This is a genomic window from Variovorax sp. LARHSF232 (assembly GCF_052871435.1).
Genome location: NZ_JBIXJS010000013.1, coordinates 1 through 25,225, shown reverse-complemented (window position 1 = coordinate 25,225; position 25,225 = coordinate 1). Strand labels below are relative to the sequence as shown.

Annotated in this window: 24 protein-coding genes; 10 read left to right on the top strand and 14 right to left on the bottom strand. The window is 67.8% G+C overall.

Going from position 1 to position 25,225, the window contains the following annotated elements; genetic code table 11:
- Positions 1–16: 16 nt before the first annotated feature.
- Together ACIPRI_RS24035 and ACIPRI_RS24030 are read left to right on the top strand one after the other, a co-directional pair.
- Positions 17–1,330, top strand: a complete 1,314-nt coding sequence (locus tag ACIPRI_RS24035) for a hemolysin family protein (protein ID WP_446624018.1) — start codon at positions 17–19, stop codon at positions 1,328–1,330.
- A 228-nt stretch (positions 1,331–1,558) separates the two neighbouring features.
- Complete coding sequence (locus ACIPRI_RS24030) at positions 1,559–1,843, top strand: hypothetical protein (protein ID WP_446624017.1); 285 nt, start codon at positions 1,559–1,561, stop codon at positions 1,841–1,843.
- Here ACIPRI_RS24030 and ACIPRI_RS24025 read toward each other — a convergent pair.
- The 7 genes from ACIPRI_RS24025 to ACIPRI_RS23995 form a co-directional block, all read right to left on the bottom strand.
- Positions 1,837–2,370: a thermonuclease family protein gene (locus tag ACIPRI_RS24025; protein WP_446624016.1), complete on the bottom strand. Its 534-nt coding sequence runs from the start codon at positions 2,368–2,370 to the stop codon at positions 1,837–1,839. The two genes, ACIPRI_RS24030 and ACIPRI_RS24025, sit on opposite strands and share 7 nt — an antisense overlap.
- Before the next feature lie 57 nt (positions 2,371–2,427).
- Positions 2,428–3,438, bottom strand: a complete 1,011-nt coding sequence (locus ACIPRI_RS24020; protein WP_446624015.1) for a TRAP transporter substrate-binding protein — start codon at positions 3,436–3,438, stop codon at positions 2,428–2,430.
- 33 nt (positions 3,439–3,471) lie between these two features.
- A complete protein-coding gene (locus tag ACIPRI_RS24015; protein ID WP_446624014.1) occupies positions 3,472–4,752 on the bottom strand; it encodes a TRAP transporter large permease subunit in 1,281 nt (426 codons plus the stop codon).
- Complete coding sequence (locus ACIPRI_RS24010) at positions 4,749–5,345, bottom strand: TRAP transporter small permease (protein ID WP_446624013.1); 597 nt, start codon at positions 5,343–5,345, stop codon at positions 4,749–4,751. The genes ACIPRI_RS24015 and ACIPRI_RS24010 overlap by 4 nt, the downstream gene beginning before the upstream one ends.
- A 219-nt stretch (positions 5,346–5,564) precedes the next feature.
- Positions 5,565–7,412: an IlvD/Edd family dehydratase gene (locus ACIPRI_RS24005; RefSeq protein ID WP_446624012.1), complete on the bottom strand. Its 1,848-nt coding sequence runs from the start codon at positions 7,410–7,412 to the stop codon at positions 5,565–5,567.
- Positions 7,412–8,428, bottom strand: coding sequence for a D-erythronate dehydrogenase (denD, locus tag ACIPRI_RS24000; protein WP_446624011.1), 1,017 nt, complete (start codon positions 8,426–8,428; stop codon positions 7,412–7,414). The genes ACIPRI_RS24005 and denD overlap by 1 nt, the downstream gene beginning before the upstream one ends.
- On the bottom strand, positions 8,425–9,234 hold the full coding sequence (locus ACIPRI_RS23995; protein ID WP_446624010.1) for a FadR/GntR family transcriptional regulator: 810 nt from the start codon (positions 9,232–9,234) through the stop codon (positions 8,425–8,427). Before ACIPRI_RS23995 ends, denD begins: the two co-directional genes overlap by 4 nt.
- Positions 9,235–9,402: 168 nt before the next feature.
- On the opposite strand from ACIPRI_RS23995, the gene ACIPRI_RS23990 reads away from it, so the two are divergent.
- The 4 genes from ACIPRI_RS23990 to ACIPRI_RS23975 are packed head-to-tail and all read left to right on the top strand — an operon-like array spanning position 9,403 to position 13,653.
- Positions 9,403–10,482: an ABC transporter ATP-binding protein gene (locus ACIPRI_RS23990; RefSeq protein WP_446624009.1), complete on the top strand. Its 1,080-nt coding sequence runs from the start codon at positions 9,403–9,405 to the stop codon at positions 10,480–10,482.
- Positions 10,483–10,527: 45 nt separating this feature from the next.
- The gene (locus ACIPRI_RS23985; protein ID WP_446624008.1) at positions 10,528–11,856 is read left to right on the top strand and encodes an ABC transporter substrate-binding protein; all 1,329 of its coding nucleotides are present in this window, start codon (positions 10,528–10,530) and stop codon (positions 11,854–11,856) included.
- Between the two features lie 10 nt (positions 11,857–11,866).
- The gene (locus ACIPRI_RS23980; protein ID WP_446624007.1) at positions 11,867–12,772 is read left to right on the top strand and encodes a carbohydrate ABC transporter permease; all 906 of its coding nucleotides are present in this window, start codon (positions 11,867–11,869) and stop codon (positions 12,770–12,772) included.
- A 38-nt stretch (positions 12,773–12,810) separates the two neighbouring features.
- On the top strand, positions 12,811–13,653 hold the full coding sequence (locus ACIPRI_RS23975; RefSeq protein ID WP_446624116.1) for a carbohydrate ABC transporter permease: 843 nt from the start codon (positions 12,811–12,813) through the stop codon (positions 13,651–13,653).
- Between the two features lie 21 nt (positions 13,654–13,674).
- On the opposite strand, the gene ACIPRI_RS23970 is transcribed toward ACIPRI_RS23975, so the two are convergent.
- Positions 13,675–14,994, bottom strand: coding sequence for a lytic murein transglycosylase (locus ACIPRI_RS23970; RefSeq protein WP_446624006.1), 1,320 nt, complete (start codon positions 14,992–14,994; stop codon positions 13,675–13,677).
- 111 nt (positions 14,995–15,105) lie between these two features.
- Here ACIPRI_RS23970 and ACIPRI_RS23965 point away from each other — a divergent pair, with 111 nt between their 5' ends.
- Positions 15,106–16,434, top strand: coding sequence for an amidohydrolase (locus tag ACIPRI_RS23965; RefSeq protein ID WP_446624005.1), 1,329 nt, complete (start codon positions 15,106–15,108; stop codon positions 16,432–16,434).
- 3 nt (positions 16,435–16,437) lie between these two features.
- Here ACIPRI_RS23965 and ACIPRI_RS23960 read toward each other — a convergent pair whose 3' ends face one another.
- From ACIPRI_RS23960 to ACIPRI_RS23945, 4 genes are all read right to left on the bottom strand, one after another.
- Positions 16,438–17,223, bottom strand: a complete 786-nt coding sequence (locus ACIPRI_RS23960) for a metal ABC transporter permease (RefSeq protein WP_446624004.1) — start codon at positions 17,221–17,223, stop codon at positions 16,438–16,440.
- Positions 17,223–18,146, bottom strand: coding sequence for a metal ABC transporter substrate-binding protein (locus tag ACIPRI_RS23955; RefSeq protein WP_446624003.1), 924 nt, complete (start codon positions 18,144–18,146; stop codon positions 17,223–17,225). The genes ACIPRI_RS23960 and ACIPRI_RS23955 overlap by 1 nt, the downstream gene beginning before the upstream one ends.
- A gap of 27 nt (positions 18,147–18,173) precedes the next feature.
- Entirely contained in the window at positions 18,174–19,628 is a 1,455-nt protein-coding gene (locus ACIPRI_RS23950) for a hypothetical protein (protein WP_446624002.1), read from the bottom strand.
- 80 nt (positions 19,629–19,708) lie between these two features.
- On the bottom strand, positions 19,709–20,032 hold the full coding sequence (locus ACIPRI_RS23945; RefSeq protein ID WP_446624001.1) for a hypothetical protein: 324 nt from the start codon (positions 20,030–20,032) through the stop codon (positions 19,709–19,711).
- Between the two features lie 149 nt (positions 20,033–20,181).
- Here ACIPRI_RS23945 and ACIPRI_RS23940 point away from each other — a divergent pair, with 149 nt between their 5' ends.
- Together ACIPRI_RS23940 and ACIPRI_RS23935 are read left to right on the top strand one after the other, a co-directional pair.
- Positions 20,182–20,646: an EVE domain-containing protein gene (locus ACIPRI_RS23940; protein ID WP_446624000.1), complete on the top strand. Its 465-nt coding sequence runs from the start codon at positions 20,182–20,184 to the stop codon at positions 20,644–20,646.
- Positions 20,647–20,712: 66 nt separating this feature from the next.
- Entirely contained in the window at positions 20,713–21,705 is a 993-nt protein-coding gene (locus tag ACIPRI_RS23935) for a S1C family serine protease (protein WP_446624115.1), read from the top strand.
- 12 nt (positions 21,706–21,717) lie between these two features.
- Here ACIPRI_RS23935 and amaB read toward each other — a convergent pair whose 3' ends face one another.
- Together amaB and ACIPRI_RS23925 are read right to left on the bottom strand one after the other, a co-directional pair.
- Entirely contained in the window at positions 21,718–23,229 is a 1,512-nt protein-coding gene (gene amaB, locus ACIPRI_RS23930; RefSeq protein WP_446623999.1) for an L-piperidine-6-carboxylate dehydrogenase, read from the bottom strand.
- Positions 23,230–23,254: 25 nt separating this feature from the next.
- Positions 23,255–24,403 carry a saccharopine dehydrogenase family protein gene (locus tag ACIPRI_RS23925; protein WP_446623998.1) on the bottom strand — a complete coding sequence of 383 codons (1,149 nt, stop codon included), beginning with the start codon at positions 24,401–24,403 and terminating at the stop codon, positions 23,255–23,257.
- A gap of 145 nt (positions 24,404–24,548) precedes the next feature.
- Between ACIPRI_RS23925 and ACIPRI_RS23920 the strand changes: the two genes are divergently transcribed.
- Entirely contained in the window at positions 24,549–24,998 is a 450-nt protein-coding gene (locus ACIPRI_RS23920) for an Lrp/AsnC family transcriptional regulator (RefSeq protein ID WP_446623997.1), read from the top strand.
- Positions 24,999–25,225 lie beyond the last annotated feature (227 nt).

Sequence of the window (25,225 nt, the reverse complement as noted above, 5' to 3'; positions counted from 1 at the left end):
CTCCCTTGTCTCCCCCATGGATGTGTTCTTGCTGGCCGTGCTGACGACGTGCAATGCGTTGTTTGCCATGTCCGAAATGGCCCTGTCGACCGCCCGCCGCGCGCGCCTGGCTGCATTGGCCGAGATGGGGGATGCCGGCGCCAGGTCGGCGCTGGCGCTGATGGAAGACCCGACGCGCTTCCTGTCGACCATCCAGATCGGCATTACCTCGATCAGCATGCTCAGCGGCATCGTGGGCGAGGCCGCCTTCGCCGGCCCGCTCGCCGCCGTGATGGAACGCCACGGCCTGGGCGCCGGCACCGCCAGCGTGCTGTCCACCGCCGTCGTGGTGGGCTGCATCACCTTCTTCACCATCCTGGTGGGCGAACTGGTGCCCAAGCGCATCGGGCAGCTCTATCCGGAGCCGGTGGCGCGCTGGGTCTCGCGGCCGATGGCCTGGCTGGCCAAGGCGGCCCGGCCCTTCGTGCTGCTGCTGGCCGGGGCCACCGCCATGCTGCTCAAGCTGATGCGCATCGACGCCAATGCGGCGCGCCTGGTGACCGAGGAAGAGATTTCCGCCAGCCTGGAAGAGGGCGTGGACGCCGGCGTGATCGAGCAGCACGAGCACCAGATGGTGCGCAACGTGTTCCACCTGGATGACCGGCGCCTGTCCTCGCTGATGGTCCCGCGCGCCGACATCGAATGGATGGAGGCCTACGGCACCGTGGCCGAGACCCTGGACAAGGTGGCCAGGGCCGCCGCGCTGGACCTGGTGCATTCCTGGTACCCGGTGTGCCGCGGCTCGCTGGACGACGTGGTGGGCGTGGTCAGCGTGGCCCGGCTGCTGCAGTTGGGGCGCGAGCATTCGGGCCCGATCGAATCGATCGCCCAGCCCGCCGCCTTCGTGCCCGAGACCCTGACCGGCATGGAACTCTTGGAGCAGTTTCGCGCCCGCGCCGGCCGCCTGGTGTTCGTGGTGGACGAATACGGCGTGGTGCAGGGCCTGATGACGCCGCGCGACTTGCTCGAGGCCATCACCGGCGAGCTGCAGCCGGGCCAGCAGGACGACGCCTGGGCCACGCCGCGCCCGGACGGCGCCTGGGAGCTCGACGGGCTGATGCCGGTGTCCGAGCTGCGCGCGCGGCTGGCCATCCGCAGCCTGCCGGAGGAGGAGCGCGGCCGCTACAACACCCTGGCTGGCCTCCTTCTATCGGTGTCGGGCCAGATGCCCACGGTGGGCGAGTACATCGAGTGCGCCGGCTGGTCCTTCCAGGTGCTGGCGCTGGATGGGCGCCGCATCGATCGGGTGCTGGCGCGCCGGGGTGCGCCGATCCGCCCGCACCCGCATTGAGCTGAGCCGGGCAGCCCGGCTTGGCGCACCTTTTTTCACGAAATGTTTCCGGTTGTTAACAAGTAGCCCGACTTCGTGAAATAGCTCGCTTCCGCGCGGCGCCGGAGCGCACTTCAATGCGCATGTGGGCGATCCGGTTGCGCCGCCTGACACTTCTGTTGCTTGAAAGCGGACGCAGCCGGATCGTTCTCGGGGCATGAACCCCGTGATTGCGAAAGGAAGTGCACCGTGAGCCACGACAACATTGAACTGATGGTGGACGAGCCCATCCCGGGCCACTACTACTGGATGCTGCTGAAGGAAGAAAGCCCGGACCAGTATCCGCGGGCGATCGCCTATGCCGAGGGCCCGCTGCCCAGCTATTCAGCAGCCATGATGGCCGGCATCGCCGCCTTGCAGCGCCGCGCCGACGAACGCTCGGACGGCAACGGGGTGCCGGTGGTCACGTCCTTTGTCGATCGCCGGGCCGATTTCGGCCACAGCCACCCGGGCGGTCTGCACCGGCATCACTGACCGGCCGTTGCCGCGGCGCTCGGCCAGCCATGCTTGGCCGGATGCTCGCGGCGCCATTCCCAGGGCGGCACCGCGCCGTCCCCATCGCGCCAGAGGCCGGCCCGCCTGGCCTTGGCCTCGAATTGCGAGAACTCGTACTGGCCTCGCTGCTGTGCCGTCTGCTCACGCGCATATTGCGGCGACCACCAGGCCAGGCCCATGGTGAGCAGCGCGTGGCCCACGTCCAGCGTGTACTCGCAGCTGGCGCGGGTGCAGGAGGCCGGCGTCACCCAGGCGGTGCACAGCGAGCGGCCGTAGCGGTCCTTCTTTTCGCGGCATTCCAGCCGCACCGGCTTGCGCAGCGTCATTTCACTGAGCGACTTCCTGGCGCGCCAGCCGAAGGGCTGATCGCGCTCCGGCGCGTCGACGCTGGCCAGCCGAACGACCTGTGTGGTGACGGGATTCCGGTCCGGGCAACGGACCTTCAGGGTGTCGCCATCGGAGATGGCGAAGACGAGACAGAGGACGGTGGTGGAGACAAAAGGCATGGCCCTCTATCGTGCCAAACAAAGGGCAACGAAGAGGGCCTGCGGGGCGTAGCCGGCTTACTTTCTTGCCTTGGCCAGCTCGGCCTGCAGCTCGGCGACGGTGGCGGCGATGGGCGCACCGTGCTTTTCGATCACGGGCTTGAGCTTTTCGCGCAGCTTGGCCTGCTCGGCCCCGTTGAACTCGGTGACCTGCATGCCGGCCTTCTTCAGATCGGCCAGGTTGGAGCCGGCGGCTTCGCGCGAGGTCTTGCGCTGGAACACGATGGCTTCGGCCGCTGCGTCCTGCAGCACCTTGCGCTCAGGCGGCGAGAGCTGGTCCCACACCTTCTTGCTGAAGATCAGCGATTGCGGGTTGTATTGGTGGTTGGTGATGGCCAGGTGCTTCTGCACTTCGGCGAACTTGTTGGCCAGGATCACGTTGAGCGGGTTCTCCTGCCCGTCGATCGCCTTCTGCTCCAGCGCCGCGTACACCTCGGGAAAAGCCAGCGGCGTCGGATTGGCGCCCAGGGCCTTGACCCAGTCGACGTTGATGGCGTTGGGGATCACGCGCAGCTTCAGGCCGGCGATGTCTTCCACCGTGTTGATCGGCCGCTTGCTGTTGGTGATGTTGCGAAAGCCCAGCTCCATGTAGCCCAGGCCGATGATGCCCTTGTCGGCCAGCTTGGCGTGCAGCTTCTGGCCGAAGGGGCCGTCGACCACCGCGTCGGCTTCCTTCGCGTTGGCGAACATGAAGGGGAAGTCGTAGACCTCGAAGTCCTTCACCTGCGAGGCCAGGATGCCGGAGTTGAGCGCCACGAAGTCGATGGTGCCGCCCTGCAGCGCCGATACGTTGGGCGCGTCGCCGCCCAGTGTGCCGCCGGGGAACACGTTGACCTTCATCTTGCCGCCGGACTTGGCCGCCACCAGCTCGGCGAACTTCTCCGCGCCGCTGGCCAGCGGGTGGCCCTTGGGGTTCTGCAGCGCGTACTTGAAGGTCCGCTCCTTGATGTCCTGCGCCAGCGCGCTGGAGAAGGGCAGCATGGCCACCAGGGACGCCACGAGGGCGCGTCGAATGAAGGAAATGCGCATGGTTGTCTCCATGAAGTTGCGAAAGAAAAGGGATCAGCCGGTGAACCACCTGGCCGGCACCATCACCAGCTGCGGGAACAGCACCATCAGGAAAAGAATCACGAACTCCGCCAGCATGAAGGGCAGCACGCCGCGGGTCACGTCGTCCATCTTCATGCGCCCGACGCCGGCCACCACGTTGAGCACGGTGCCCACCGGCGGGGTGATCAGCCCGATCGAGTTGTTGATGATGAACAGCACGCCGAAGTACACCGGGTCGATGCCCGCCTGCTTGATCACCGGCATCAGCACCGGCGTCAGGATCAGGATGGTGGGCGTCATGTCCATCGCGGTGCCCACCACCATCACCAGCACCATGATGGCGATCAGCAGCAGCGTCTTGTTGCCCATGAAGGGCTCCAGCAGGCCGATCACCTTGCTGGGCAGGTCGGCCACCGTGATCAGCCAGGCCGACACCATCGCCGCCGCCACCAGGAACATGATGACCGACGTCGTCTTGGCCGCACTGACGAACACTGCGTAGAGCTGGTTGAACTTGAGTTCGCGGTACACCACCGCCGCCACGAAGAAGGCGTAGACGGCCGCCACCACCGCCGCCTCGGTCGGGGTGAACACGCCGAAGCGCAGGCCCACCAGGATGATCACCGGCAGCATCAGCGCCCAGGTGGCCTGGCGCAGCGCCGCCAGAATTTCCGCGCTGCTCTTGCGCGGCGGCGGCGTGATCTTCTCCTTGCGTACCAGGATCATCCAGGTCAGCCACAGCGCGGCGCCGATCAGGATGCCCGGGAAGATGCCGGCCAGGAACAGCTTGGAGATGGAGACGTTGGCCGCCACGCCGAAGATGACGAAGCCGATCGACGGCGGAATCACCGGCCCGATCACGCCGGACGCCGCGATCAGCCCGCCCGAGCGCGCCTTGTCGTGGCCCGCGCTCACCATCATCGGCAAGAGCAGCGCGGTGAGCGCCGCCGCATCGGCCACCGCCGAGCCCGACAGGGCCGACAGCAGGATGGCCGCCACGATCGCGACGTAGCCCAGGCCGCCCTTGATGTGGCCCACCAGCGCCAGGGCGAAGTCGACGATGCGCTTGGACAGGCCGCCCACGTTCATGATCTCGCCGGCCAGCATGAAGAAGGGCACGGCCAAGAGCGGAAAGCTGTCGGCGCCGTTGATCACGTTCTGCGCCAGGATCTGCGCGTCGAACATGTTCAGGTGCCACATCAGGGCCACGCCGGTGGCCAGCAGTGCGTAGGCGATCGGGATGCCCAGCGCCATGGCGCCGATCAGGGCGCCGACGAAGATGACGACGGTCACGGCTTGCCCCCGCGATGGGTGTCGATGGTGGAAGGAAGGTCGGCGTTCTCGCGTGCCAGCTGCGCCTGCAGCGCTTCCAGCTCGGCCGCTTCCTCGGACTCGCGCACCATGACCAGTTCGCTTTCGCTCGACCGGCCCGACAGCACCCGCCCCAGGCTGCGCAGCAGCAGCAACCCGGCCGACACCGCGAACACGACGCCGGCCGAATAGAAGATGGCAACCGAGGCGCCGGTGACGGGCGCCTCGACCTCCAGGTTGATCTTCGCCTGCGCCAGGCTGCCCTCGAAGATGAGCCAGGTGATGTAGAGCATCAGTGCGTGGCCCAGCACCATGCAGATCTTCTTGCCCAGCACCGGAAGGCGCGAGACGAGCATGTCGCTGCCCAGGTGCGAGCCTTCCTTCAGCGCGACGATGGCGCCCAGGAAGACCAGCCAGACGAACAGCCAGCGCGAGACTTCCTCGCTGACGGTGATGCCGGTGTTGAAGGCGTAGCGCAGCACCACGTTGCCGAACACCAGCACCACCATGACCGCGAGGGCCAGGGCAATCAGGGCGTCGAGCAGCCTGCAATAGCCGTCGATCAGCTTGTTCATGCGGCCTTGTCTCCTTGTTGTTGGCCTCCTGTGCGTTGATCGCACTTGAGGCGTGAAGCGGCCTGAACTTTATGGGTTACCCAGTCGATCGCACAGCCACAACGCTGGCGCGTTGTTCGATAGACGTCACAGGGCGATCGTTTAACGCACGTTTTAGGGGTTTCACCCGTTCGGGCGCGTGCTCCCCACCTGCCGGGCATTGCGCCCGGCAGGCCCTTTTCAGTGGTTGTCCCGCGGCAAGCCCTTGGTCGCATGAATGCGCTGGTACTTCACCGCCGGCTTCAGCACCATGCCGTGCGACAGCTCGTCCACCACGGCGCGCTGGATCTCCTGCCAGGGCGTCTGGCTGTCCGGATAGGGGTAGCCGCCGGCGGCTTCGAGCTTGGCGCGGCGCTTGGCGAGTTCGTCCTCCGGCACCAGCATGTTGGCGCTGCGCTTTTTCAGGTCGATGCGCACCCGGTCGCCGGTCTTGAGCAGCGCCAAGCCGCCGCCGGTGGCGGCTTCGGGCGAGGCGTTGAGGATCGAGGGCGAGCCCGAGGTGCCCGATTGGCGGCCGTCGCCGATGCAGGGCAGGGCCATGATGCCCTTCTTCAGCAGGTAGGCCGGCGGGCGCATGTTCACCACCTCGGCTGCGCCCGGGTAGCCGATCGGGCCGACACCGCGCATGAACAGCACGCAGTGCTCGTCGATCTTCAGCTTGGGGTCGTCGATGCGTGCGTGGTAGTCCTCCGGCCCGTCGAACACGACGGCGCGGCCTTCGAAGGCCATCGGGTCCTTCGGGTTCTCCAGGTAGCGCTGCCGGAAATCGGGCGAGATCACGCTGGTCTTCATGATTGCCGAGTCGAACAAATTGCCCTTGAAGTTGAGGAAGCCCGCGTCCTTCTTCATCGGCTTGGCATAGGGCCAGATGACCTTGCGGTCGCTGGCGAAGTGGCCTTCGCAGTTTTCGATCAGGGTCTTGCCGTTGGCGGTGAGTGCCGGCTGGATCTTGCCCTTGGCGATCAGCTCGGCCACCACCGCCGGCAGGCCGCCGGCGCGGTAGTAGTCCTCGCCCAGGTACTCGCCGGCCGGTTGCAGGTTGACCAGCAGCGGCACCTTGTAGCCGTGCTTCTCCCAGTCGTCGTTGTCCAGCTTCACGCCGATGTGGCGGGCGATGGCGTTGAGGTGGATCGGCGCGTTGGTCGAGCCGCCGATGGCCGAGTTCACGACGATCGCGTTCTCGAAGGCTTCGCGGGTCAGGATCTGGGAGGGCTTGAGATCCTCGCGCACCATTTCGACGATGCGCTTGCCGGTCATGTAGGCCATCTCCTGGCGGTCGCGGTAGGGCGCCGGGATGGCGGCGCTGCCGGGCAGGGTCATGCCCAGGGCCTCGGCCAGCGCGTTCATGGTGGAGGCCGTGCCCATGGTGTTGCAGTGGCCCGTCGATGGCGCCGAAGACGCCACCAGCTTCAGGAAGCCTTCGTAGCCGATCTCGCCGGCGGCCATCATCTCGCGCGCGCGCCAGACGATGGTGCCCGAGCCGGTGCGCTGGCCTTCGTGCCAGCCGTTGAGCATGGGGCCGCTATTCAGCGCAATGGCCGGCAGATCCACCGTGGCCGCGGCCATCAGCTGCGCCGGCGTGGTCTTGTCGCAGCCGGTGGTGAGCACCACGCCGTCGATCGGGTAGCCATACAGGATCTCGACCAGCGACAGGTATTGCAGGTTGCGGTCCAGCGAGGCGGTGGGGCGCTTGCAGGTTTCCTGGATCGGGTGGATCGGAAACTCGAAGGCGATGCCGCCGGCGTCGCGGATGCCTTCGCGCACACGTTCGGCCAACACCAGGTGGTGCCGATTGCAGGGCGCGATGTCCGAGCCGGTCTGCGCGATGCCGATGATCGGCCGGCCCGACTGCAGCTCTGCCAGGCCCAGGCCGAAATTCATGGTGCGCTCGATGTAGAGCGCCGTCATGTCGGCGTTGGCGGGGTTGTCGAACCAGGCCTGGGAGCGCAGCTTGAGCCTGCTCTTGCCGCCGGCGTTCTTCTTGTTCTTCTTGCCCTTGGGGGCGGCTTGGTGTTCGGCGATCGGCATCAGGCAAGTCCCTTCAGGGTTGGGTCGGCGTTGGGTGCGGCGCGGCAGTCGTCGATGTATTGGCGAATGATCTCGCCGAAGTTCTCGTGCGGATGAAGCCCCAGCCTTGCCGCCCGCGCCGCCTTTGCACCCGAGGGCCAGTTGGCCACGATGCCGGCAATGCGCTCGTCGCGCTCGAAGCGCACGCGTGCGCGCACGGCCGATCCGGCCACTTCTTCCAGCGCGTCGAGCATGTCGGATACGCGCACGTTGAGCCCCGGCAGGTTGAGCGCGGTGCGTCCGCAAAAAGCGTCCCGGCTCGCCTCGTACACGGCGATCAGGCCCTCGACGGTGCGGGCGGGCGAGGACACGGGGTGCGAGACATCGGGCGACACCGGGCAGATGGCTTCGACCCCGGCCAGCGGCTCGCGGATGATGCCGCTGAAGAAGGAGGACGCCGCGCCATTGGGCCGGCCGGGGCGCACCGTCACCGTCATCAGGCGGGCGGCGCGGCCGTCGACGTAGCCCTTGCGGGTGTAGTCGGACAGCAGGTGTTCGCAGATGAGCTTTTGCGTGCCGTAGGAGGTTTGCGGCGTGGGCAGGGTGTCGTCCGCCACGATGCCCGGAAAGGGCACGCCCGGATCCGGCCCGAACACGGCGATCGAGCTGGAGAACACCAGGCGAGTCGGCATGCCGCCGGCGTCGACCCGGGCGCGCAGCGCATCGAGCAGCGCGCGGGTGCTGTCGAGGTTGGAGCTCATGCCCAGCTGGAAGTCGGCCTCGCATTCGCCCGAGACGGCGGAGGCCAAGTGGAACACGCCGTCGAAGGCCTCGCTCTTGAGCGCCTCGGTCTGGCCGAGCAGCGGGCCGGTGCGCGCCTCGACGCGCTTGTCGGCCAGCAGGTCGCTGGGCGGCGGTGCGATGTCGGTCAGCACCATGCGCTCGATGCGCTGGCCGGCCAGTTCGCCGCGCGCCAGCAGGGTGCGCGCCAGCCGCGCACCGAGGAAGCCGCCGCCTCCGGTGATCAGTAGTTTCATCGTTGCTTCTCCTTGCTTGTCTTGATGGGGGCCGGCCGCGGGCGGCGCGGCCGTGGGGCGCTCAGCACGCCGCCTTCGACCAGGCGCTGCCGGCCGCGAGCCAGGTGCTGCAGTGCGCGCTGGCGCGCCGCCGCCGGATCGTGTGCGGCGATGGCGTCGACGATGGCGCGATGCTCGCGCTGCACTTCTTCCATGAAGTCCTGGCGCCTGGCCTCGTTGCCGCGGGTGATGCGCATGGCCTCGCGCAGGTACTGCTCCAGGAAGGCGAGCAGCAGCCTGAACTGCGGGTTGCCGGTGGCTTCGCCGATGGCATTGTGAAAGGCCAGGTCTTCCGCCACGCCGTCGCGGCCTTCGGCCACCGCCTTGTCGATGGCCTTGAGCGTGCGGCGCATGGTGGCGACCTGGGCGCGGGTGGCGCGTTCGGCGGCCAGCGCGGCAATCTCGCCCTCCAGCACGCGGCGCACTTCCACCACGTGCACCACCGCATCGACCGATTCGAGCACGCGCGGATCGAAGGCCAGTGGCAAGTTGTGCGGCGTGGGCGCGACGAACACGCCTGAGCCCTGGCGCGAGGCCACCAGGGCCCTGGACTTGAGCTGGTGCACCGCTTCGCGCACCACGGTGCGCGACACGCCGTGCGCGCTGGCCAGCTGCTGCTCGGTGGGCAGGCGGTCGCCTGGGGCCAGGGTGCCCGATTCGATCAGCGTCGCCAGCCGAAGCGCCAGCCGGTCCGACAGGCGGTCGGCCGGCAGCCGCAGAGGTTCGGCCGGTCGGGTGGGGGGCGCGGATTTGGAAGCGTGCAGCACGGTTATCAGGTCATCATACAAATTTTCTCAGGGTTCACACGTATTGGTTTGCCCTGATGGCGACACGCCGATGCGTTGCCGATACTGCGCCGCTGCGAATGCGGGGTCTGGCCTTGTCGTTGGCCCCGCGCTCCTTCCCTTGTCCTCGAACCCACAGGATTGCGTTGCATGGCGAGTGTCACGATCCGGTCAGTCAAGAAGAACTTCGGCGATGTCGCGGTGCTGCATGGCGTGGATATCGACATCCGCGACGGATCGTTCACCGTGCTGGTCGGTCCCTCGGGCTGCGGCAAGTCCACCCTGCTGCGCATGATCGCGGGGCTGGAAGAAATCAACGGCGGCGAGATCCTCATCGGCGATCGGCGCGTCAACGATCTACCGCCCAAGGAGCGCGACATCGCCATGGTGTTCCAGAACTACGCCCTGTATCCGCACATGACGGTGCGCGACAACATGGCTTTTGCGCTGGCGCTGGCCAAGGCCGACAAGGCCACCATCGAATCCAAGGTCAAGCGGGCGGCTGAGATCCTGGCGCTGACGCCGCTGCTCGAGCGCTATCCGCGCCAGCTCTCCGGCGGACAACGCCAGCGGGTGGCCATGGGGCGGGCCATCGTGCGCGACCCGCAGGTCTTCCTGTTCGACGAGCCGCTGTCCAACCTCGACGCCAAGTTGCGCGTGGCCATGCGCAGCGAGATCAAGGAGCTGCACCAGCGGCTGAAGACCACTTCGATCTACGTCACGCACGATCAGATCGAGGCCATGACCATGGGCGACAAGATCGTGGTGATGCGCGACGGCCGGATCGAGCAGACCGGCAACCCGCTGGAGCTGTACGACCAGCCGGCCAACCAGTTCGTGGCCGGCTTCATCGGCTCGCCAGCCATGAACTTCCTGCCGGGCACCCTGCGTGTCAGCGGCGGGGCGGCCAAGGTGGAGTTGAAGGACGGCACGCAACTGGCCGTGCCACTGCACGCCGGCGGCGTCGATGGCCAGCCGGTGATCTATGGCACCCGGCCGGAGCACCTCATCCTGGTCAACGGCAGCGGTGGCGGCATCGCCGCCGAAGTGGCGGTGATGGAGCCGACCGGCATGGACACCTTCGTTGCCTGCCGTCACCACGGCACCGAGTTGTCGGCGGTGTTTCGCGAGCGCCACGACTTCACGCCTGGCAGCACCATTCATCTGCAGCCCGATCTGCAGCGCGCCCATCTTTTCGACGCAGGCACCGGCAAGCGGCTGGTGTCCTGAGTCCTGTTCCATCGGTCCCGCTTTTCTAAAACAGGAGACATACGAATGAATGAGTTCAATCGCCGCAAGTTTCTGGAAGGCTCGGCCGGCGTTGCCGCCGCCGCATCGCTCGGTGCCGGCAGCGCGCTGTTCTCGGCTTCCGCGCAGGCCCAGGCCATGACGTTCAAGCCGGAGAAGGGCGCCAAGCTGCGCGTGCTGCGCTGGAGCCGCTTCGTGCAGGGCGACATCGACGCCTACATGGCCAACGTCAAGAAGTTCCAGGAGGCGACCGGGGTCGAGGTGCGGGTGGACAACGAAGGCTGGGAGGACGTGCGGCCCAAGGCGGCGGTGGCGGCCAACACCGGGGCCGGCCCCGACATCATCTTGTCGACCAACGACGACGCCAACCTCTACCCCGACAAGCTGCTCGACGTGACCGACCTGGCCGAGTACCTGGGCAAGAAGTACGGCGGCTGGTACCCGGCGGTGCACCAGTACCTGCGGCCGGACGGCAAGAAGTGGCTGGGCCTGGGCCTGGGCGCGGCCGGCTCGATGATCGTGTACCGCCAGAGCATGGTGAAGGCGGCCGGCTTCGACACCTTTCCCAAGGACACGGCCGGCTTCCTGGCGCTGCACAAGGCCTTGAAGGAGAAGGGCACGCCCGGCGGCTACGCGCTTGGCAATGCCACCGGCGACAGCCTGTGGACCAACTGGCTCCTATGGTCGCACGGTGGCAAGCTGGTGGACAAGAACAACAAGGTGGTCATCGACAGCCCCGAGACCTTGAAGGCGCTGGAGTACGGCAAGGAGCTGTATCCCAACTTCATTCCCGGCACCTTGTCGTGGCTGGATCCGAACAACAACAAGGCCTTCCTGGACGGCCAGATCTCGGTGACCAACAACGGCATCTCGATCTACTACGCGGCCAAGAACTCGACCGATCCCAAAGTGAAGGAAATGGCGGCCGACATCCAGCACGCAACCTACCCGATCGGGCCGGCGGGCGTGCCCACCGAGTCGCACCTGTTCTTCAACCAGATGGTCATGAAGTACACCAAGTACCCGCAGGCGGCCAAGGAGTTCCTGCGCTTCATGATGGAGCGCGAGCAGTTCGACAACTGGCTGATCGGCGCGGGCGGCTACATCGCGCAACCGCTGGCAGCCTACGAGTCGTCCTCGGTCTGGACTTCGGACCCCAAGCACATGCCCTACCGCGACTGCGTGAAGAACATGCGGCCCACCGGCTACGAGGGGCGGCTGGGCTACGCCTCGGCCGGCGCCGGCGCCGACTTCATCGTGGCCAACATGGTGGCTGAGGCGATCAGCGGTTCGAAGACGCCGAAGGAAGCGATGGAGCGCGCGCAAAAGCGCGCCGAGCGTTACTACAAAGTCTGATCGAGCACACATGACGGCCCTCGAGAAGTTTCAGAACAACCGCCACGCGCTGGGGTGGGCCTTCATGCTGCCCGCAGCGGTGCTGCTGCTGGTGTTCCTGACCTACCCGCTGGGCCTGGGCACCTGGCTGGGATTCACCGACGCGAAGATCGGCCGCGACGGCGAGTGGCTGGGGTTGGACAACTTCAGCTTTCTGGTGACCGACAGCGTCACCCAGCTGGCCCTGTTCAACACCATCTTCTACACGGTGATCGCCAGCGTGGTGAAGTTCGGCCTGGGGCTGTGGCTGGCGCTGCTCTTGAACAAGCGCCTGCCCTTCCAGAGCTTCTTTCGCGCGGTGGTGCTGCTGCCCTGGATCGTGCCCACCGCGCTCTCGGCCATCGCCTTCTGGTGGATCTTCGATGCGCAGTTCTCCATCATCAGCTGGGTGCTGGTGAAGCTGGGCCTGATGGACCATTACATCGACTTCCTGGGCGACCCCTGGAACGCGCGCTTCTCCACCATCATCGCCAACGTATGGCGCGGCATTCCCTTCGTGGCGATCTCGCTCCTGGCCGGTCTGCAGACCATTTCGCCTTCGTACTACGAGGCCTCGGCCATCGACGGCGCGACGCCCTGGCAGCAATTCCGCCACATCACCCTGCCGCTGCTCACGCCGATCATCGCGGTGGTGATGACCTTCTCGGTGCTCTTCACCTTCACCGACTTCCAACTGATCTACGTGCTCACGCGCGGCGGCCCGCTCAATGCCACGCACCTGATGGCGACGCTGGCCTTCCAGCGCGCCATCTCGGGTGGTGCGCTGGCCGAGGGCGCGGCCATTGCCACGCTGATGGTGCCTTTCCTGCTGGCCGCCATCATGTTCAGCTACTTCGGCTTGCAGCGCCGGGCCTGGCAGCAAGGGAGCGACAAATGAGCAGCGCAGAGGGAAAGAACAAGGACGTTGCGCACGGCATGGACTTTCTCACCTCCATGCCGCGGCGCTGGGTGACGGTCTACATCCCGATCCTGTGCTTCGTCTTCGTGCTGCTCTTTCCCTTCTACTGGATGGCGATCACGTCCTTCAAGCCGGACAACGAGCTGCTGTCGCGCGACGGCAACCCGTTCTGGATCATCGGCCCCACGCTGGCGCATTTCGAGAAGCTCTTGTTTCGCACCGAGTACCCGAACTGGCTATGGAACACGGTGGTGGTGTCGGTGGTGGCCACCGGCCTGTCGCTGGTGTTCTCGGTGCTCGCCGCCTACGCCATCGAGCGGCTGCGCTTCCAGGGCGCCAAGCCGGCCGGCGGCGCGATCTTCCTGGCCTACCTGGTGCCGCCCTCGATCCTGTTCATTCCGCTGGCGGCCATCGTGGTGAAGCTGGGGCTGTTCGACAGCCGCATGGCTCTGATCCTGACCTACCCGACCTTCCTCATCCCGTTCTCGACCTGGCTCTTGATGGGCTACTTCCGCTCCATACCGTACGAGCTGGAGGAGTGCGCGCTGATCGACGGCGCCTCTCGCTGGCAGATCCTGGTGAAGATCGTGCTGCCGCTGGCGGTGCCTGGCCTCATCTCGGCCGGCATCTTCGCCTTCACCCTGTCGTGGAACGAGTTCATCTACGCGCTCACCTTCGTCTCGTCCTCCGAGAGCAAGACGGTGCCGGTGGGCGTGGTGACCGAGCTGGTGGAAGGCGACGTCTACCACTGGGGCCCGCTGATGGCGGGCGCGTTGCTGGGCTCGCTGCCGGTGGCTTTCGTCTACTCCTTCTTCGTGGAGTACTACGTGTCGGGCATGACCGGATCGGTCAAGGAGTGAACTGCCAAAGCAGCGTCGTCGTCAAGGCGCCTGCAGGCGCGTCAGCAAATCCAGCGTCGGATAGCCGTCGGCGGGCAGACCGAGCTGCTGCTGGAATCGCCGCAGCGCGGCGCGCGTGGCCGGGCCCAGCACGCCATCCGGCGTGCCGGCCGCGAAGCCCTGCTGGTTGAGGTTGTCCTGCAGTTCCGTCACCTGGCTGCGCGACAAGGGCAACAGCGCGCGCGGCCATGCCGCCTGCACGCCAGGGCCTCCGGCCAGGCGCTGCGCCAGCAGGCTCACCGCCAGCGCGTAGTTGGTCGAGTTGTTGTAGCGCAGGATGGCGCGAAAGTTCGGCCCCACCAGGAAGGCTGGCCCGTGCGCGCCGGCGGGCAGCAGGAGCGAGGCATCGGCCAAGTGCTGCGGCAGCGGCTGTCCGTCGAGGCTGCGCACACCTTCGGCATTCCATTGGGCCGCGGATTGCCGCACCGCCGGATCGGCTCGCGCGTAGTCGAAGCCGCTGGCCGGCAGTTGCACTTCCGTGCCCCAAGGCTGGCCGGCTTGCCAGCCGGCCTTGGCCAGGTAGTTGGCGGTGGACGCGATCACGTCGGGCATGCTGCCCCAGATGTCGCGCTTGCCGTCGGCGTCTGCGTCGACGGCGTTGGCCAGGAAGGCCGAGGGCATGAACTGCGTCTGGCCCATGGCGCCGGCCCACGATCCGATCATGTGCGTGCGGTCGATGTCGCCGGCCTGGACGATCTTCAGCGCGGCCAGCAGCTCGCTGCGCGCCCAGGCCTCACGCCGGCGGTCGAAGCCCAGCGTCGCCAATGCGCTGATGGTCGGCGTGCTGCCGTAGTTGCCGCCGTAGTTGCTTTCCATGCCCCAGATGGCCACGACGACTTCCGGAGGCACGCCGTAGCGCGCGGTGGCGGCATCCAGCGCTGGGCGAAACTGCGCCAGCTTCTCTTGGCCCTGCGCCACCCGCTGGGGCGACACGGTGTTGTCGAGGTATTGCCAAGGCGGGCGCGTGAACTCGGGCTGCGCGCGATCGAGCTCCACCACGCGCGGCAGGTACTGCACGTCGTCGAGCGTGGCACGCAGGGTGGGCTCGCCGATGCCGGCCGCGCGTGCCTGGGCGCGGAAGTCCGCGACCCAGTCGGCGAAGCCCTGCGGCGCCACGGTGGTGTCGGGCGCGCCGCCGGGCGCGGGCGCAGGCGCGGATGCGGGTGGCGTCTCGGGCACGACGCTCGGCGCAGAAGCGCAGCCCGCCAGGAGTGCCAGGGCCAGCAAGGAGGCGTGGCGCAAGGGGCCACCGGGACGGTTCGGCGGCAAGAGGGGTTTGTCGGTAGCAGCGGTGCGAAGCATGCGGTGCATTCTCACTCGCGCGCATCTGCCCCGACGTGACAGTGCGTAGGCACAGAGCCTGCTACCTTGTCGTCTCCATTCATCCGATCGTCACAAGAAGGAAGTTCTCGCATGCTTTTGGATTCATTTCGCCGCTGCGCCATCGCCAGCGCCGTGTGGGGCACCTTCGCCGCCGTTGCCATGGCCCAGGGCGCTTCGCCGCTGCAGGCGCAGATTTCGCCCATCGTCGCCGGCATGTACCCCTCGTTGGAGGCGCTCTACAAGGACCTGCACGCGCATCCCGAGTTGGCCTTCCAGGAAGTGCGCACCGCCGCCAAGCTGGCCGAGGAGATGCGCAAGCTGGGCTTCGAAGTGACCGAGAAGGTGGGCGGCACCGGCGTGGTGGCGATCTACAAGAATGGCGCCGGTCCCACGGTGCTGGTGCGCACCGAGCTCGATGCGCTGCCGATGGAAGAAAAGACCGGCCTGCCGTACGCCAGCAAGGCCAAGGCCCAGTTCGGCGGGCGCGAGACTTTCGTCGCCCACAGTTGCGGGCACGACGTGCACATGGCCAGCTGGGTCGGCACCGCGCGCACCCTGCTGGCCATGAAGGACCAGTGGAAGGGCACCTTGATGTTTGTCGCCCAGCCGGCCGAAGAAACGGTGTCGGGTGCCAAGGCCATGATCAACGACGGCCTGTTCAAGCGCTTTCCCAAGCCCGACTTCGCCTACGCGCTCCACACTTCGGCCACGCCCTACGGCACCATCGGCTATCGCGCCGGCCCGACCAGCTCGAATTCGGATTCGCTGGACATCACCTTCAAGGGCCGCGGCGGCCACGGTTCGGCGCCGGACAAGACGATCGACCCGATCACCATCGCCGCGCGCTTCGTCACCGACGTGCAGGCGGTCGTGAGCCGCGAAAAGGATCCCGCTGAGTTCGGCGTGGTCACCGTCGGCGCGATCCAGGGGGGCACGGTGGGCAACATCATCCCGGACCAGGTGGTGCTGCGCGGCACCATCCGTTCCTACAAGCCCGAGGTGCGCGAAAAACTGCTGGCCGGCATCCGCCGCACTGCCAATGCGGCCGCGGCCATGGGCGGCGCGCCGGAGCCCGTGGTGGAACTGGTCGCCGGCGGCGCGGCCATCGTCAACGACGAGGCGGTGGTCAACCGCACGGCCAGCGCGCTGAAAGCCGCGTTCGGCGACGGCAAGGTGGTGCAGGTGCCGCCCATTACGGCCAGCGAGGACTTCTCGGAGTTCCTCAACGCCGGCGTGCCCGGCATGATGTTCTTCGTCGGCACCGTGTCGCCGGACGATTGGGCGGCCGCACGCAAGCCGGGCGGCAAGCCCATCGCCTTCAATCACTCGCCCTTCTTCGCGCCGGTGCCCGAGCCGTCGATCAAGACCAGCGTGGAAGCGATGAGCGTGGCCGTGCTGACCACGATGGCGCCGAAGTAGTCGTCAGGGTTGCCCGCCGGCTTGCGGCTGCAGGCCGGGCAGGGCCAGCCTGGCCGCCAGCGCGCACGCGGCCAGGGTCCAGACGATCACCGCGCCCGAAGGCAAATCCAGCAGCGCCGACAGCGCCAGGCCGAGCGCGTAGCCCAGGGCGCCGATGCCGTAGGCCAGCGCGTTGCGGCGCGCGCTGCGGGGCAGGCCGATGGTGGCCAGCGCCGGAATGATCAGGCTGGAGAACACCAGGTACACCCCCACCAGCTGCACCGAGGCCGTCACCGCAATGGCAAAGACGCCATAGAAGCCGAAGCGCCCGAGCCGCTGCACCCAGCCCAGCCACATGGCCAGAACCAGCACGGCGGAGATGGCGCCCAGCCCCAGCAACTGCGTGCCGTCCACCCACAAGATCTGGCCGACCAGCAGGTCTTTCAGATGCTCGCCGCCATGCGGATTGCTGGCCAGGAGCAGGATGCCGGCGCAGGCCGCCAGGATGAACATCACGCCGATCAGCGCTTCCTGTTGCTGCGGGTTGCGCCGTTCGGTCCAGGTCAGCAGCCAGGCGCCGGCCAGGGCGGAGCTCACTGCGGCCAGCTGCACCGCAACGCCGCCGTGTGGCAGGCCGAAGGCATCGGCCGCGATCACGCCCAGCCCGGCGATCTGCGCGATGGCCAGGTCGATGAACACGATGCCGCGGTCCAGCACCTGCGCGCCCAGCGGCACGTGGGTGGCCAGCACCAGCAGGCCCGCGACCAGGGCTGGAGCGAGGATGCCGAGGTCGAGGGCGTGCCAGTTCATTACTTGCTTCCTGCCGCGAGCAGGCGGTTCACCGTGTCGTCGAACAGGCCGAACAGGTCCTTGGCGGCATCGCTGCCGCCTACGGTGAAGGGCAGCCTGACCACCGGCAGGTTGGCGTTCTTGGCGAGCCATTCAGACGCGCGTGGATCCTGGTAGGCCGCGTAGACCACCATGCGCGCCGGATTGCCCTTGAGCGCCGCCTGCACCGACTGCAGGTGCGACACCGTCGGCTCGATGCCCGGCTTGGGCTCCAGCACCGCCACCTCCTTCAGGCCCAGCCAGTCGTACAGATAGGCAAAGCCTTTGTGCTGCGACACCACCGCGGCGCCCTTGAGGGGCGCTGCCTTGGCGGTCCAGCGCGCCGTGGCTTCCTGCCAGCGCTTGTCGAAGTCGGCTTGCAAGCGCGCGTACTCGGCGGCATTGGCCGCATCCAGCTGCGCCAGGCGCGGGCCCAGGGCCGCGGCCACCCGGGCGATGTTGCGCGGGTCGGTCTGGATGTGCGGATTGCCGGCGGCGTGCACGTCGCCTTGCGAGCGGTCCAGCTGGGTCGGCACTTCCAGCTTGGGCACGAAGTCGGCTGCCGCGAAGTTGCCGGGCTGGCCGGGCTGCACCCTGGGATTGCCCGACTGCTGCAGGAGCATGGGCAGCCAGCCGATTTCCAGTTCGGCGCCGTTGCACAGCAGCAGGTCGGCGTTGCGGGTGCGGGCGATCAGGCTGGGCTTGGCCTGGATCTGGTGCGGGTCCTGCAGGGCGCTGGTGGCAACGGTCACCTCGACGTTCTTGCCGCCCAGCTCCTGCGCCAGCGCGCCCCATTCGGGCTCGCAGGCAAACACGCGCAAGGCGGCATCGGCCGGCGCCGCGAGCAGCACGGACAAGAGTGGCGCGGCCAGCACGGCCGCGAGCGATGAGCGAAGGCTTTTCATGTTCGATCCTCTTTCTTGCGGCGGATGTCAGAAGCCGTGCGCGCCATGGGCACCCAGGCTCATCTGGTATTGCAGCCAGATCTGGTTGTCGGGCAGGCCTTGGCGAGCCTCGTCGCGCGCATACTGCAAGCGGATGCGCGAGAACTCGCTGGGCGCGTATTCCAGCAGCACGGAGTTCTTCTTCGGGTTGTAGCCGGTGTTGGCCACCAGCTCGCTGCCGCCTTCGAAGAAAGGCGAGCCCGGGTCCAGCCGCTCGGTGCGCAGGCCGACGCGCCAGCGCGGCATGAACTGGTAGATGCCTTGCAGGTACCAGCCCGATTGCGCATCGCGGTAGGCGCCGGGCAGGGCCAGGCCGGCGTTGTCGTAGACCAGCTCGCCATCGCGCTCGGCGCGCATGTATTCGCCCTGCAACTTGAAGTTGGTGCGCGAGGCGTTGCCGTTCGGTGCCCACTTCCAGACGCCGTCCAGCACCCAGATGCGCGACTTGCCGGTGAAGGCGTTGGCGAACTCGCTGCCGGTCGCGTCACCCATCAGCAGTTCCTGCTGGCTGGCCTTGGTGCCCAGGAAGGAGACGCCGGCGCGCCAGCTGTTGCTGGCGCCGATGTCGCCGCCGGTGTGCGCGCCCAGCATGTACATGCCGTTGCCGTTCTTGCCGCTGTCGCTGCCGGGGAAGCCGGCGCCGCGGCCGACTTCGGCCGAAAGCTCCAGGTACTGCTCCAGCGGCGCCACCCATTTCATCTGCAGGCCGTCGTTGCCGTACTGGCCGCCGAGGATCGCCTGGTAAGACAGCGGTGCATCAACGAAATCCCACACGTGCGCATGCTGCGGGTTGAGGTAGCCGAGGTTGGAGAAGAAGCGGCCGCCCTTGAGCGTGAGGCCGTTGCCCAGCGCCGTGGTTTCGACAAAGGCTTCTTCCACCTCGACCTCGTTCTCCGGCGTCACCGCCAGGGTGGCGGCGCCGCGGAAGTAGGGGTCGATGCTGGCGGAGAAGGTCAGCTCGGTCTCACCCAGGCTGAAGCTGCGCGAGCCGGGGCCGAGCTCGGCGTCGGGGGTGCGGGCGAAGCCGCTGATGAAGTAGTTGGCCGGGTCCTGCGAGGTGTTGACGTAGGCGCCCGACAGGATCATCGATACGGCCGGGTTGAAGCTGGCGGCGCTGCCGCCGCCGCGGCTGGCCGGGGCGCTGGCCAAGGTCGGGCTGGCGGGTACTGCACCGGTGGGTGCGGCGCCCGTGGCGCCGGCGGTGGCCGTGGCGCCGGCCGCCGCTGGAGGGGCGGACCACTGCGCCTTGGCGGCCGCGGATTCGGCGTCCTTCACGCGCTTTTCCAGCGCCTGGATGCGCGACTCGTAGTCGGCGCGCATGGAGCCGATTTCTTTTCGCAGCGCGTCGAGATCGGAAGAAGAGGGGGCCGTTGCGGTCTGTGCGCCGGCCGGAAAGGCGAGGGCGAGCGCAAGGCTGCCCGCGGGAATGAGTTTTTTGTGCATGGATCGCTCCTGGCAAGCACGTCGGAAATGCGCGCCCGCGCACCAAGGATTGCGTGCGGTTCGGGCGCGGGGAACAACGGTCAGGACAGGGCGATGGGCGGGGCGCGGCCCTGGTAGCCAAGCGCGGGCGCGGCTTCCCAGAGCGAATCGAAGGCGGCATGGGGCACCGCCTGTTGGAGATGCTGCAGATCGAGGCCCGGCGGCAGGCCAGGCAGTGCGCCGCCGTGCAGCAGGGTGCCGGCGAGGCTCAGGTCGCAATGCAGGATGCCCGAAGCGTGCTTGCCGTGCGCATCCGCGGCGGCCCTGCTGCTGCTTGGGTCGCTCGCGGTGTGCGAGTAGACGTGCACGCTGGCGGCCGTCTGCGCCAGCGGCAGCAGCAGCGCAAGCCACAGCAGCCACGCCATGGGGCGGGGCGTGGGGGTAGTGCGGAGTCGACGGGCGGCTGCAAACATGGCGAAGGGCGGCAATCTTAGCCGGTGGCAAGGGCGCCGCGCATCGCGGACCAAGCCCTGCTACGCTTTCCCGCCCTGGCCTCACCCGCGAGATCGACACCATGACCCAATACTGGTTGATGAAATCCGAGCCCGACGATGTCTCCATCGACGACGCCCTGGCCGCGCCCAACGCCACCGTGCCTTGGACCGGCGTGCGCGGCTACCAGGCGCGCAACTTCATGGCCAAGCAGATGCAGATCGGCGACGGGGTGCTGTTCTATCACTCGAGCTGCCCGCAGCCGGGCATCGTCGGCATTGCCCGCGTAGCCTCCGGCACGCGGCCCGACCCGACCCAGTTCGACCCCGAGTCGCCCTACTACGACGCCGATTCGAAGCCCGAGCATCCGCGCTGGCTGCTGCTGGACGTGCAGGCGCTGCGCAAGACGCGCCTGTTGTCACTGCCGGAGATGCGCGCCGCCCCCGAGCTGGCCGACATGATCGTGCTGCGCCGGGGCAACCGGCTGTCGATCACGCCGGTGGATGAAGGGCATTGGAAGCTGATCGTGGATCAAATGCTGGCTTGAGGTGCAGCTCAAGCGAGGGCGCCCTTGCCCCTTGCAAACGCCGGTAGCGCCGTCAACTACGGCGGCATGGGCGCCCGTCCCCTCATTCCCGGCAACCCCGACGCCGCCCCCGGCGACGACGAGTTGCTGGACGCCTACTCGGAAACCGTGGCCGGCACGGTGGAGCAGGTGCGCGACGCGGTGGTCGCCATTGCGGCCCAGGGCGCGCCCGGCAAGGGCGGGCGCAGCGGCACCGGCTCCGGCTTTCTTTTCACGCCCGACGGCTACCTGCTGACCAACAGCCACGTGGTGCACCGCGCCGCCCGGCTCGAGGTGCTGCGGCCCGACGGCACGCGCAGCGAGGCGCAGCTGCTGGGCGAAGACCCCGACACCGACCTGGCAGTGCTGCGCATCGGCGCCAGCCGGGCCTTGCCGCATCTGCTGCTCGGCGACTCGTCGCGCCTGCGGGTGGGGCAGATCGCCATCGCCATCGGCAACCCGCTGGGCTTCAACCACACAGTGACCAGCGGCATCGTCTCGGCCCTGGGCCGCTCGCTGCGCTCCGTGGCGGGACGCATGATCGACAACGTGATCCAGACCGATGCCGCGCTCAATCCGGGCAACTCGGGCGGTCCACTGCTGGACAGCCGGGGCCGGGTGATCGGCGTCAACACCGCGATCATTCCGGGCGCCCAGGCCATCTGCTTCGCGGTGGCGGTGAACTCGGCCCAGTGGGTGGTGACGCAGCTCTTTGCCCATGGCCGGGTGCGGCGGGCTTTCATCGGCCTTTCCGGTTCCACCGTGTCCCTGTCGCGCCGGGCCGCGCGGGTGCTGGGGCTGGACGATCAAGACAGCTGCGTGCGCGTGTCCGAGGTGCAGGCCGGTTCGCCGGCGGCCATGGCGGGGCTGAAGGCCGACGACCTGATCGTCGGCATCGACGGCGCGCCGGCGCGCACGGTGGACGATCTGCATCGGCTGCTGGACGAATCGCGCATCGGCAAGCTGTGCGTGCTGCGCATCGTGCGCGGCGGCCAGGCGCTGTACCTGCATGTCACGCCGCTGGAGGCGCGACGCGCGTGAAACGAGGCGGCGTCAGCCGAAGTGGATGCCCTGCGCCAGCGGCAGCTCGCGCGAGTAGTTGATGGTGTTGGTGCTGCGGCGCATGTACTGCTTCCAGGCGTCGGAGCCGCTCTCGCGGTCGCCGCCGGTTTCCTTCTCGCCGCCGAAGGCACCGCCGATCTCGGCGCCGTTCGGGCCGATGTTGACGTTGGCAATGCCGCAGTCGGAGCCGGCGGCCGACAGGAACAGCTCCACCTCGCGCATGTCGTTGGAGAAGATGCAGGACGACAGGCCCTGCGGCACGTCGTTGTGCATCTCGATGGCCCGCGCGAGGTCGTCGTAGGCCAGCACATAGAGCAAGGGCGCGAAGGTCTCGCTGCGCACGATCTCGGTTTGCGCCGGCATCTCGACAATGGCGGGCTGCACGTACCAGGCGTTCGGATATTTGTCGGCCAGCACGCGTTCGCCGCCGGTCAGCAGCTGGCCGCCTTGCTCGCGCGCCGCGGCCATGGCGCGCTGCATGGCCTGCCAGGCTGCCTCGTCGATCAGCGGGCCCACCAGGTTGCCGGCCACCAGCGGGTTGCCGATGCGCAGGGCCGAGTAGGTTTTCAACAGGCGCTGCAGCAGCGCGTCTTTCACCAAGTGGTGCACGATCAGCCGGCGCAAGGTGGTGCAGCGTTGGCCGGCCGTGGCCACCGCGCCGAACAGGATGGCGCGCAGCGCCATGTCGAGGTCAGCCGCCGGCGTCACGATCATCGCGTTGTTGCCCCCCAGCTCCAGGATGCGCCGGCCGAAGCGCTCGGCCACCTGGGGGCCGACCGCGCGGCCCATGCGCGTGGAGCCGGTGGCGGACACCAGCGCGACGTTGGGGCTCTTCACCAGTGCCTGCGCCAGTTCAGTGCCGCCGATGACGATCTGCGCCAGGCCCTCCGGTGCCTTGTCGCCGAAGCGGGCGATGGCGCGCTCCAGCGCCCGGAAGGTGGCCAGGCCGGAGAGCGGCGCCTTCTCCGAAGGCTTGAAGATCACCGGATCGCCGCACACCAGGGCCAAGGCGGCGTTCCAGGCGAACACGGCGCTGGGGAAATTGAAGGCCGTGATGATCGCCACCGGCCCCAGAGGGTGGTATTGCTCCATCATGCGATGGCCCGGGCGCTCCGACACGATGGTCTTGCCATGGAGCTGGCGCGACAGGCCCAGCGCAAAGTCGCAGATGTCGATGCATTCCTGCACCTCGCCCAGGCCTTCTTCCACGATCTTGCCGACCTCGACCGAGACGACATGGCCGATGTCCTGCTTGGCCCGGCGCAGTTCTTCGCCCCACAAGCGCACCAGCTCGCCACGCACCGGGGCCGGCACGTCGCGCCATTGGCGGAATGCGGCGCTGGCCTTGGCGAGCAGCCCGTCCATCGCATTGGCGGGTGTCGTCGTCATGCGCGCGATCTCTGCGCCGTCGATGGGCGAGCGCACCGGCAGGCTGCCGCCTTGGCATTCGCTGGCCCCAATGCCGCAGCGCTCCAGAACACGGGACAGGTCGGTCGTCGTCATGGCAACTCCAGGGTAATGCGTCAAGTCAGGCCAGCGCAGCTTCGCGCTCGCCCTGGACCGGCGCGAGGCCGGCCAGCTCCTTGTAATGGTGCCCGACCCGGGTGGCAAGAAAATCCGCGAGCGGCACCTGCTCCTGGCGCACGAAGCCCTTGGACGGCAGCTTGCCTTGCTGCAGCAGCTCCAGCACGCCGACCACGCCGGCGGCCGTGCTGAGCTCGATGGCGGTGCGTGCCTTGCCGCGCAGGCTGCCGCCGAAGATGCGGGCCAGGCGCGTTTCCTGTTCGAAGCGGCCCGCGCGCAGGCCCGAGGCCGACGCAAAGACGATCACCACGTCGTCGCGGCTGTGCGGCACCGCGTGCTCCAGCACCTGGCGCAAAAGGTCGCGCCGCTCGATGAGGCGCAGGTCGTGCAAGAGGAAGTTCATCGCCTCGCGGTGGCCGGGATAGCGGATCGACTTGTAGTCCAGGTTGCGCACCCGGCCCTGCAGGCTTTCGCACAGGGTGCCCAGGCCGCCCGAGGTGTTGAAGGCCTCGAAGGCCTCGGCGTCCAGGGTGAAGGTCTCGTGCCCTTCCAGCGGCTGCACCATCACCCGCTCGCCATTGACGATGGCCTCGGCCGGATTGCAGTACTCGTTGATGACGCCGTCGATGCTCCAGGTGAAGTTGTAGCGCAGGCTGTTGGTGGCATGGCGGGTCAAGGCGCCGACGCGCAGGCGCAGGTCGTACAGCTGATCGAAGCGGCTGGCCAGCTGCCAGCCCAGCATGCCGATCACGCCGGGCGCGAGGCCGCATTGCGGCATCAGCACGGCACTGGCATTGCCCGCCATTTGGCGGATCGCCTGCGTTGCCGCCACGTCCTCGGTCAGGTCGAAGTAGTGCGTGCCGCAAGTGGCGGCCAGCGCCGCCACGGATTGCGCCAGGTAGAAGGGCAGGCAGTTGATGACGGCGGAGTGCGCGGTGAGGGCGGCGCACAGATCGTCGGAACGGGTGGCGTCCAGGGCGATCTTGCGCACGCGGGCGTCGCTTGCATCGTCTTGCTGCAGGCCGCCAAGCCACTGGTCCGCCAGTGTGACCGGCAGCCGGTCGTGCGCCGCCAGCATGTCTGCCACCGTGCTGCCGATCTTGCCGGCGCCCAGCACCAGGACGTTGTCGAGTTGAATCTTGTTGTTGGCCATTGCTTTCCTCCTTTTGAAGACCCGTCGAAGTGCGCAAAAGAACTCTAGAAGCAGGTGCTGGCAGAAGGAAGCGTGCAGAACGTCGAAGCAAGATGCGATTTCGTCGCAATGACGAAACGCTTCGTCAGCTTGCACAATGCAGCGCATGGACAAGCTCGACGACCTGGACCGCCGCCTGCTGGCCCTGCTGCAGGCCAATGCCCGCGCGCCGGCTGCCGAGCTGGCGCGGCACTTGAAGATTGCCCGCACCACGGTGGTGGCCCGCATCGCCCGGCTCGAGCGCGAGGCCGTGGTGGCGGGCTACGGCGTGCGCCTGGGCCAGCGGCTGGAACACGCAGCCGTGCGCGCCTTCTGCGCCCTGAGCGTCAACGCCCGGGGCGCCAGCGCCATCATCCGGGCGCTGGAGCGCATGCCGGAAGTGGAGGGCGCCTGGGCCGTCAGTGGCGAGTTCGACTACATGGTGCAGCTGCGCTGCGAATCGCCCGAGGCGCTGGATGCGCTGCTCGATCAGCTGGGGCAGATCGAGGGCATCAAGAAGACGCAGACCTCGGTGGTGCTGAGCCGCAAGATCGACAGGCGCGCGGCGCAGCCCTAGGAGCCTGCGCGGCAGAGAGCGGGGCCCGCGTTGGGCCTGCAAGGGGGTGCAGGCTAGGCGTAACGCGCAGCCGGGTTGAACACCCGGCGAGCAGTTGCAACGACGCATGCGCCCCCTTGCAGGCCCAACCCTTCGGGCCGGGGCGATTTGCGGCGCCATCCGTTGTTGCCGGCTCGTTGTGTGGCCAGCCACACGGCCTCGCCGGCGCCTAGGCTGGCGCCGCAAAT

Coding starts and splice junctions, on each gene's coding strand:
- ACIPRI_RS24035 (WP_446624018.1), top strand. CDS start 17: ATGGATGTGTTCTTGCTGGCCGTGCTGACGACGTGCAATGCGTTGTTT.
- ACIPRI_RS24025 (WP_446624016.1), bottom strand. CDS start 2,370: ATGCCTTTTGTCTCCACCACCGTCCTCTGTCTCGTCTTCGCCATCTCC.
- ACIPRI_RS24020 (WP_446624015.1), bottom strand. CDS start 3,438: ATGCGCATTTCCTTCATTCGACGCGCCCTCGTGGCGTCCCTGGTGGCC.
- ACIPRI_RS24010 (WP_446624013.1), bottom strand. CDS start 5,345: ATGAACAAGCTGATCGACGGCTATTGCAGGCTGCTCGACGCCCTGATT.
- ACIPRI_RS24005 (WP_446624012.1), bottom strand. CDS start 7,412: ATGCCGATCGCCGAACACCAAGCCGCCCCCAAGGGCAAGAAGAACAAG.
- denD (WP_446624011.1), bottom strand. CDS start 8,428: ATGAAACTACTGATCACCGGAGGCGGCGGCTTCCTCGGTGCGCGGCTG.
- ACIPRI_RS23990 (WP_446624009.1), top strand. CDS start 9,403: ATGGCGAGTGTCACGATCCGGTCAGTCAAGAAGAACTTCGGCGATGTC.
- ACIPRI_RS23985 (WP_446624008.1), top strand. CDS start 10,528: ATGAATGAGTTCAATCGCCGCAAGTTTCTGGAAGGCTCGGCCGGCGTT.
- ACIPRI_RS23980 (WP_446624007.1), top strand. CDS start 11,867: ATGACGGCCCTCGAGAAGTTTCAGAACAACCGCCACGCGCTGGGGTGG.
- ACIPRI_RS23975 (WP_446624116.1), top strand. CDS start 12,811: ATGGACTTTCTCACCTCCATGCCGCGGCGCTGGGTGACGGTCTACATC.
- ACIPRI_RS23970 (WP_446624006.1), bottom strand. CDS start 14,994: ATGCTTCGCACCGCTGCTACCGACAAACCCCTCTTGCCGCCGAACCGT.
- ACIPRI_RS23965 (WP_446624005.1), top strand. CDS start 15,106: ATGCTTTTGGATTCATTTCGCCGCTGCGCCATCGCCAGCGCCGTGTGG.
- ACIPRI_RS23960 (WP_446624004.1), bottom strand. CDS start 17,223: ATGAACTGGCACGCCCTCGACCTCGGCATCCTCGCTCCAGCCCTGGTC.
- ACIPRI_RS23955 (WP_446624003.1), bottom strand. CDS start 18,146: ATGAAAAGCCTTCGCTCATCGCTCGCGGCCGTGCTGGCCGCGCCACTC.
- ACIPRI_RS23950 (WP_446624002.1), bottom strand. CDS start 19,628: ATGCACAAAAAACTCATTCCCGCGGGCAGCCTTGCGCTCGCCCTCGCC.
- ACIPRI_RS23945 (WP_446624001.1), bottom strand. CDS start 20,032: ATGGCGTGGCTGCTGTGGCTTGCGCTGCTGCTGCCGCTGGCGCAGACG.
- ACIPRI_RS23940 (WP_446624000.1), top strand. CDS start 20,182: ATGACCCAATACTGGTTGATGAAATCCGAGCCCGACGATGTCTCCATC.
- ACIPRI_RS23935 (WP_446624115.1), top strand. CDS start 20,713: ATGGGCGCCCGTCCCCTCATTCCCGGCAACCCCGACGCCGCCCCCGGC.
- amaB (WP_446623999.1), bottom strand. CDS start 23,229: ATGACGACGACCGACCTGTCCCGTGTTCTGGAGCGCTGCGGCATTGGG.
- ACIPRI_RS23925 (WP_446623998.1), bottom strand. CDS start 24,403: ATGGCCAACAACAAGATTCAACTCGACAACGTCCTGGTGCTGGGCGCC.
- ACIPRI_RS23920 (WP_446623997.1), top strand. CDS start 24,549: ATGGACAAGCTCGACGACCTGGACCGCCGCCTGCTGGCCCTGCTGCAG.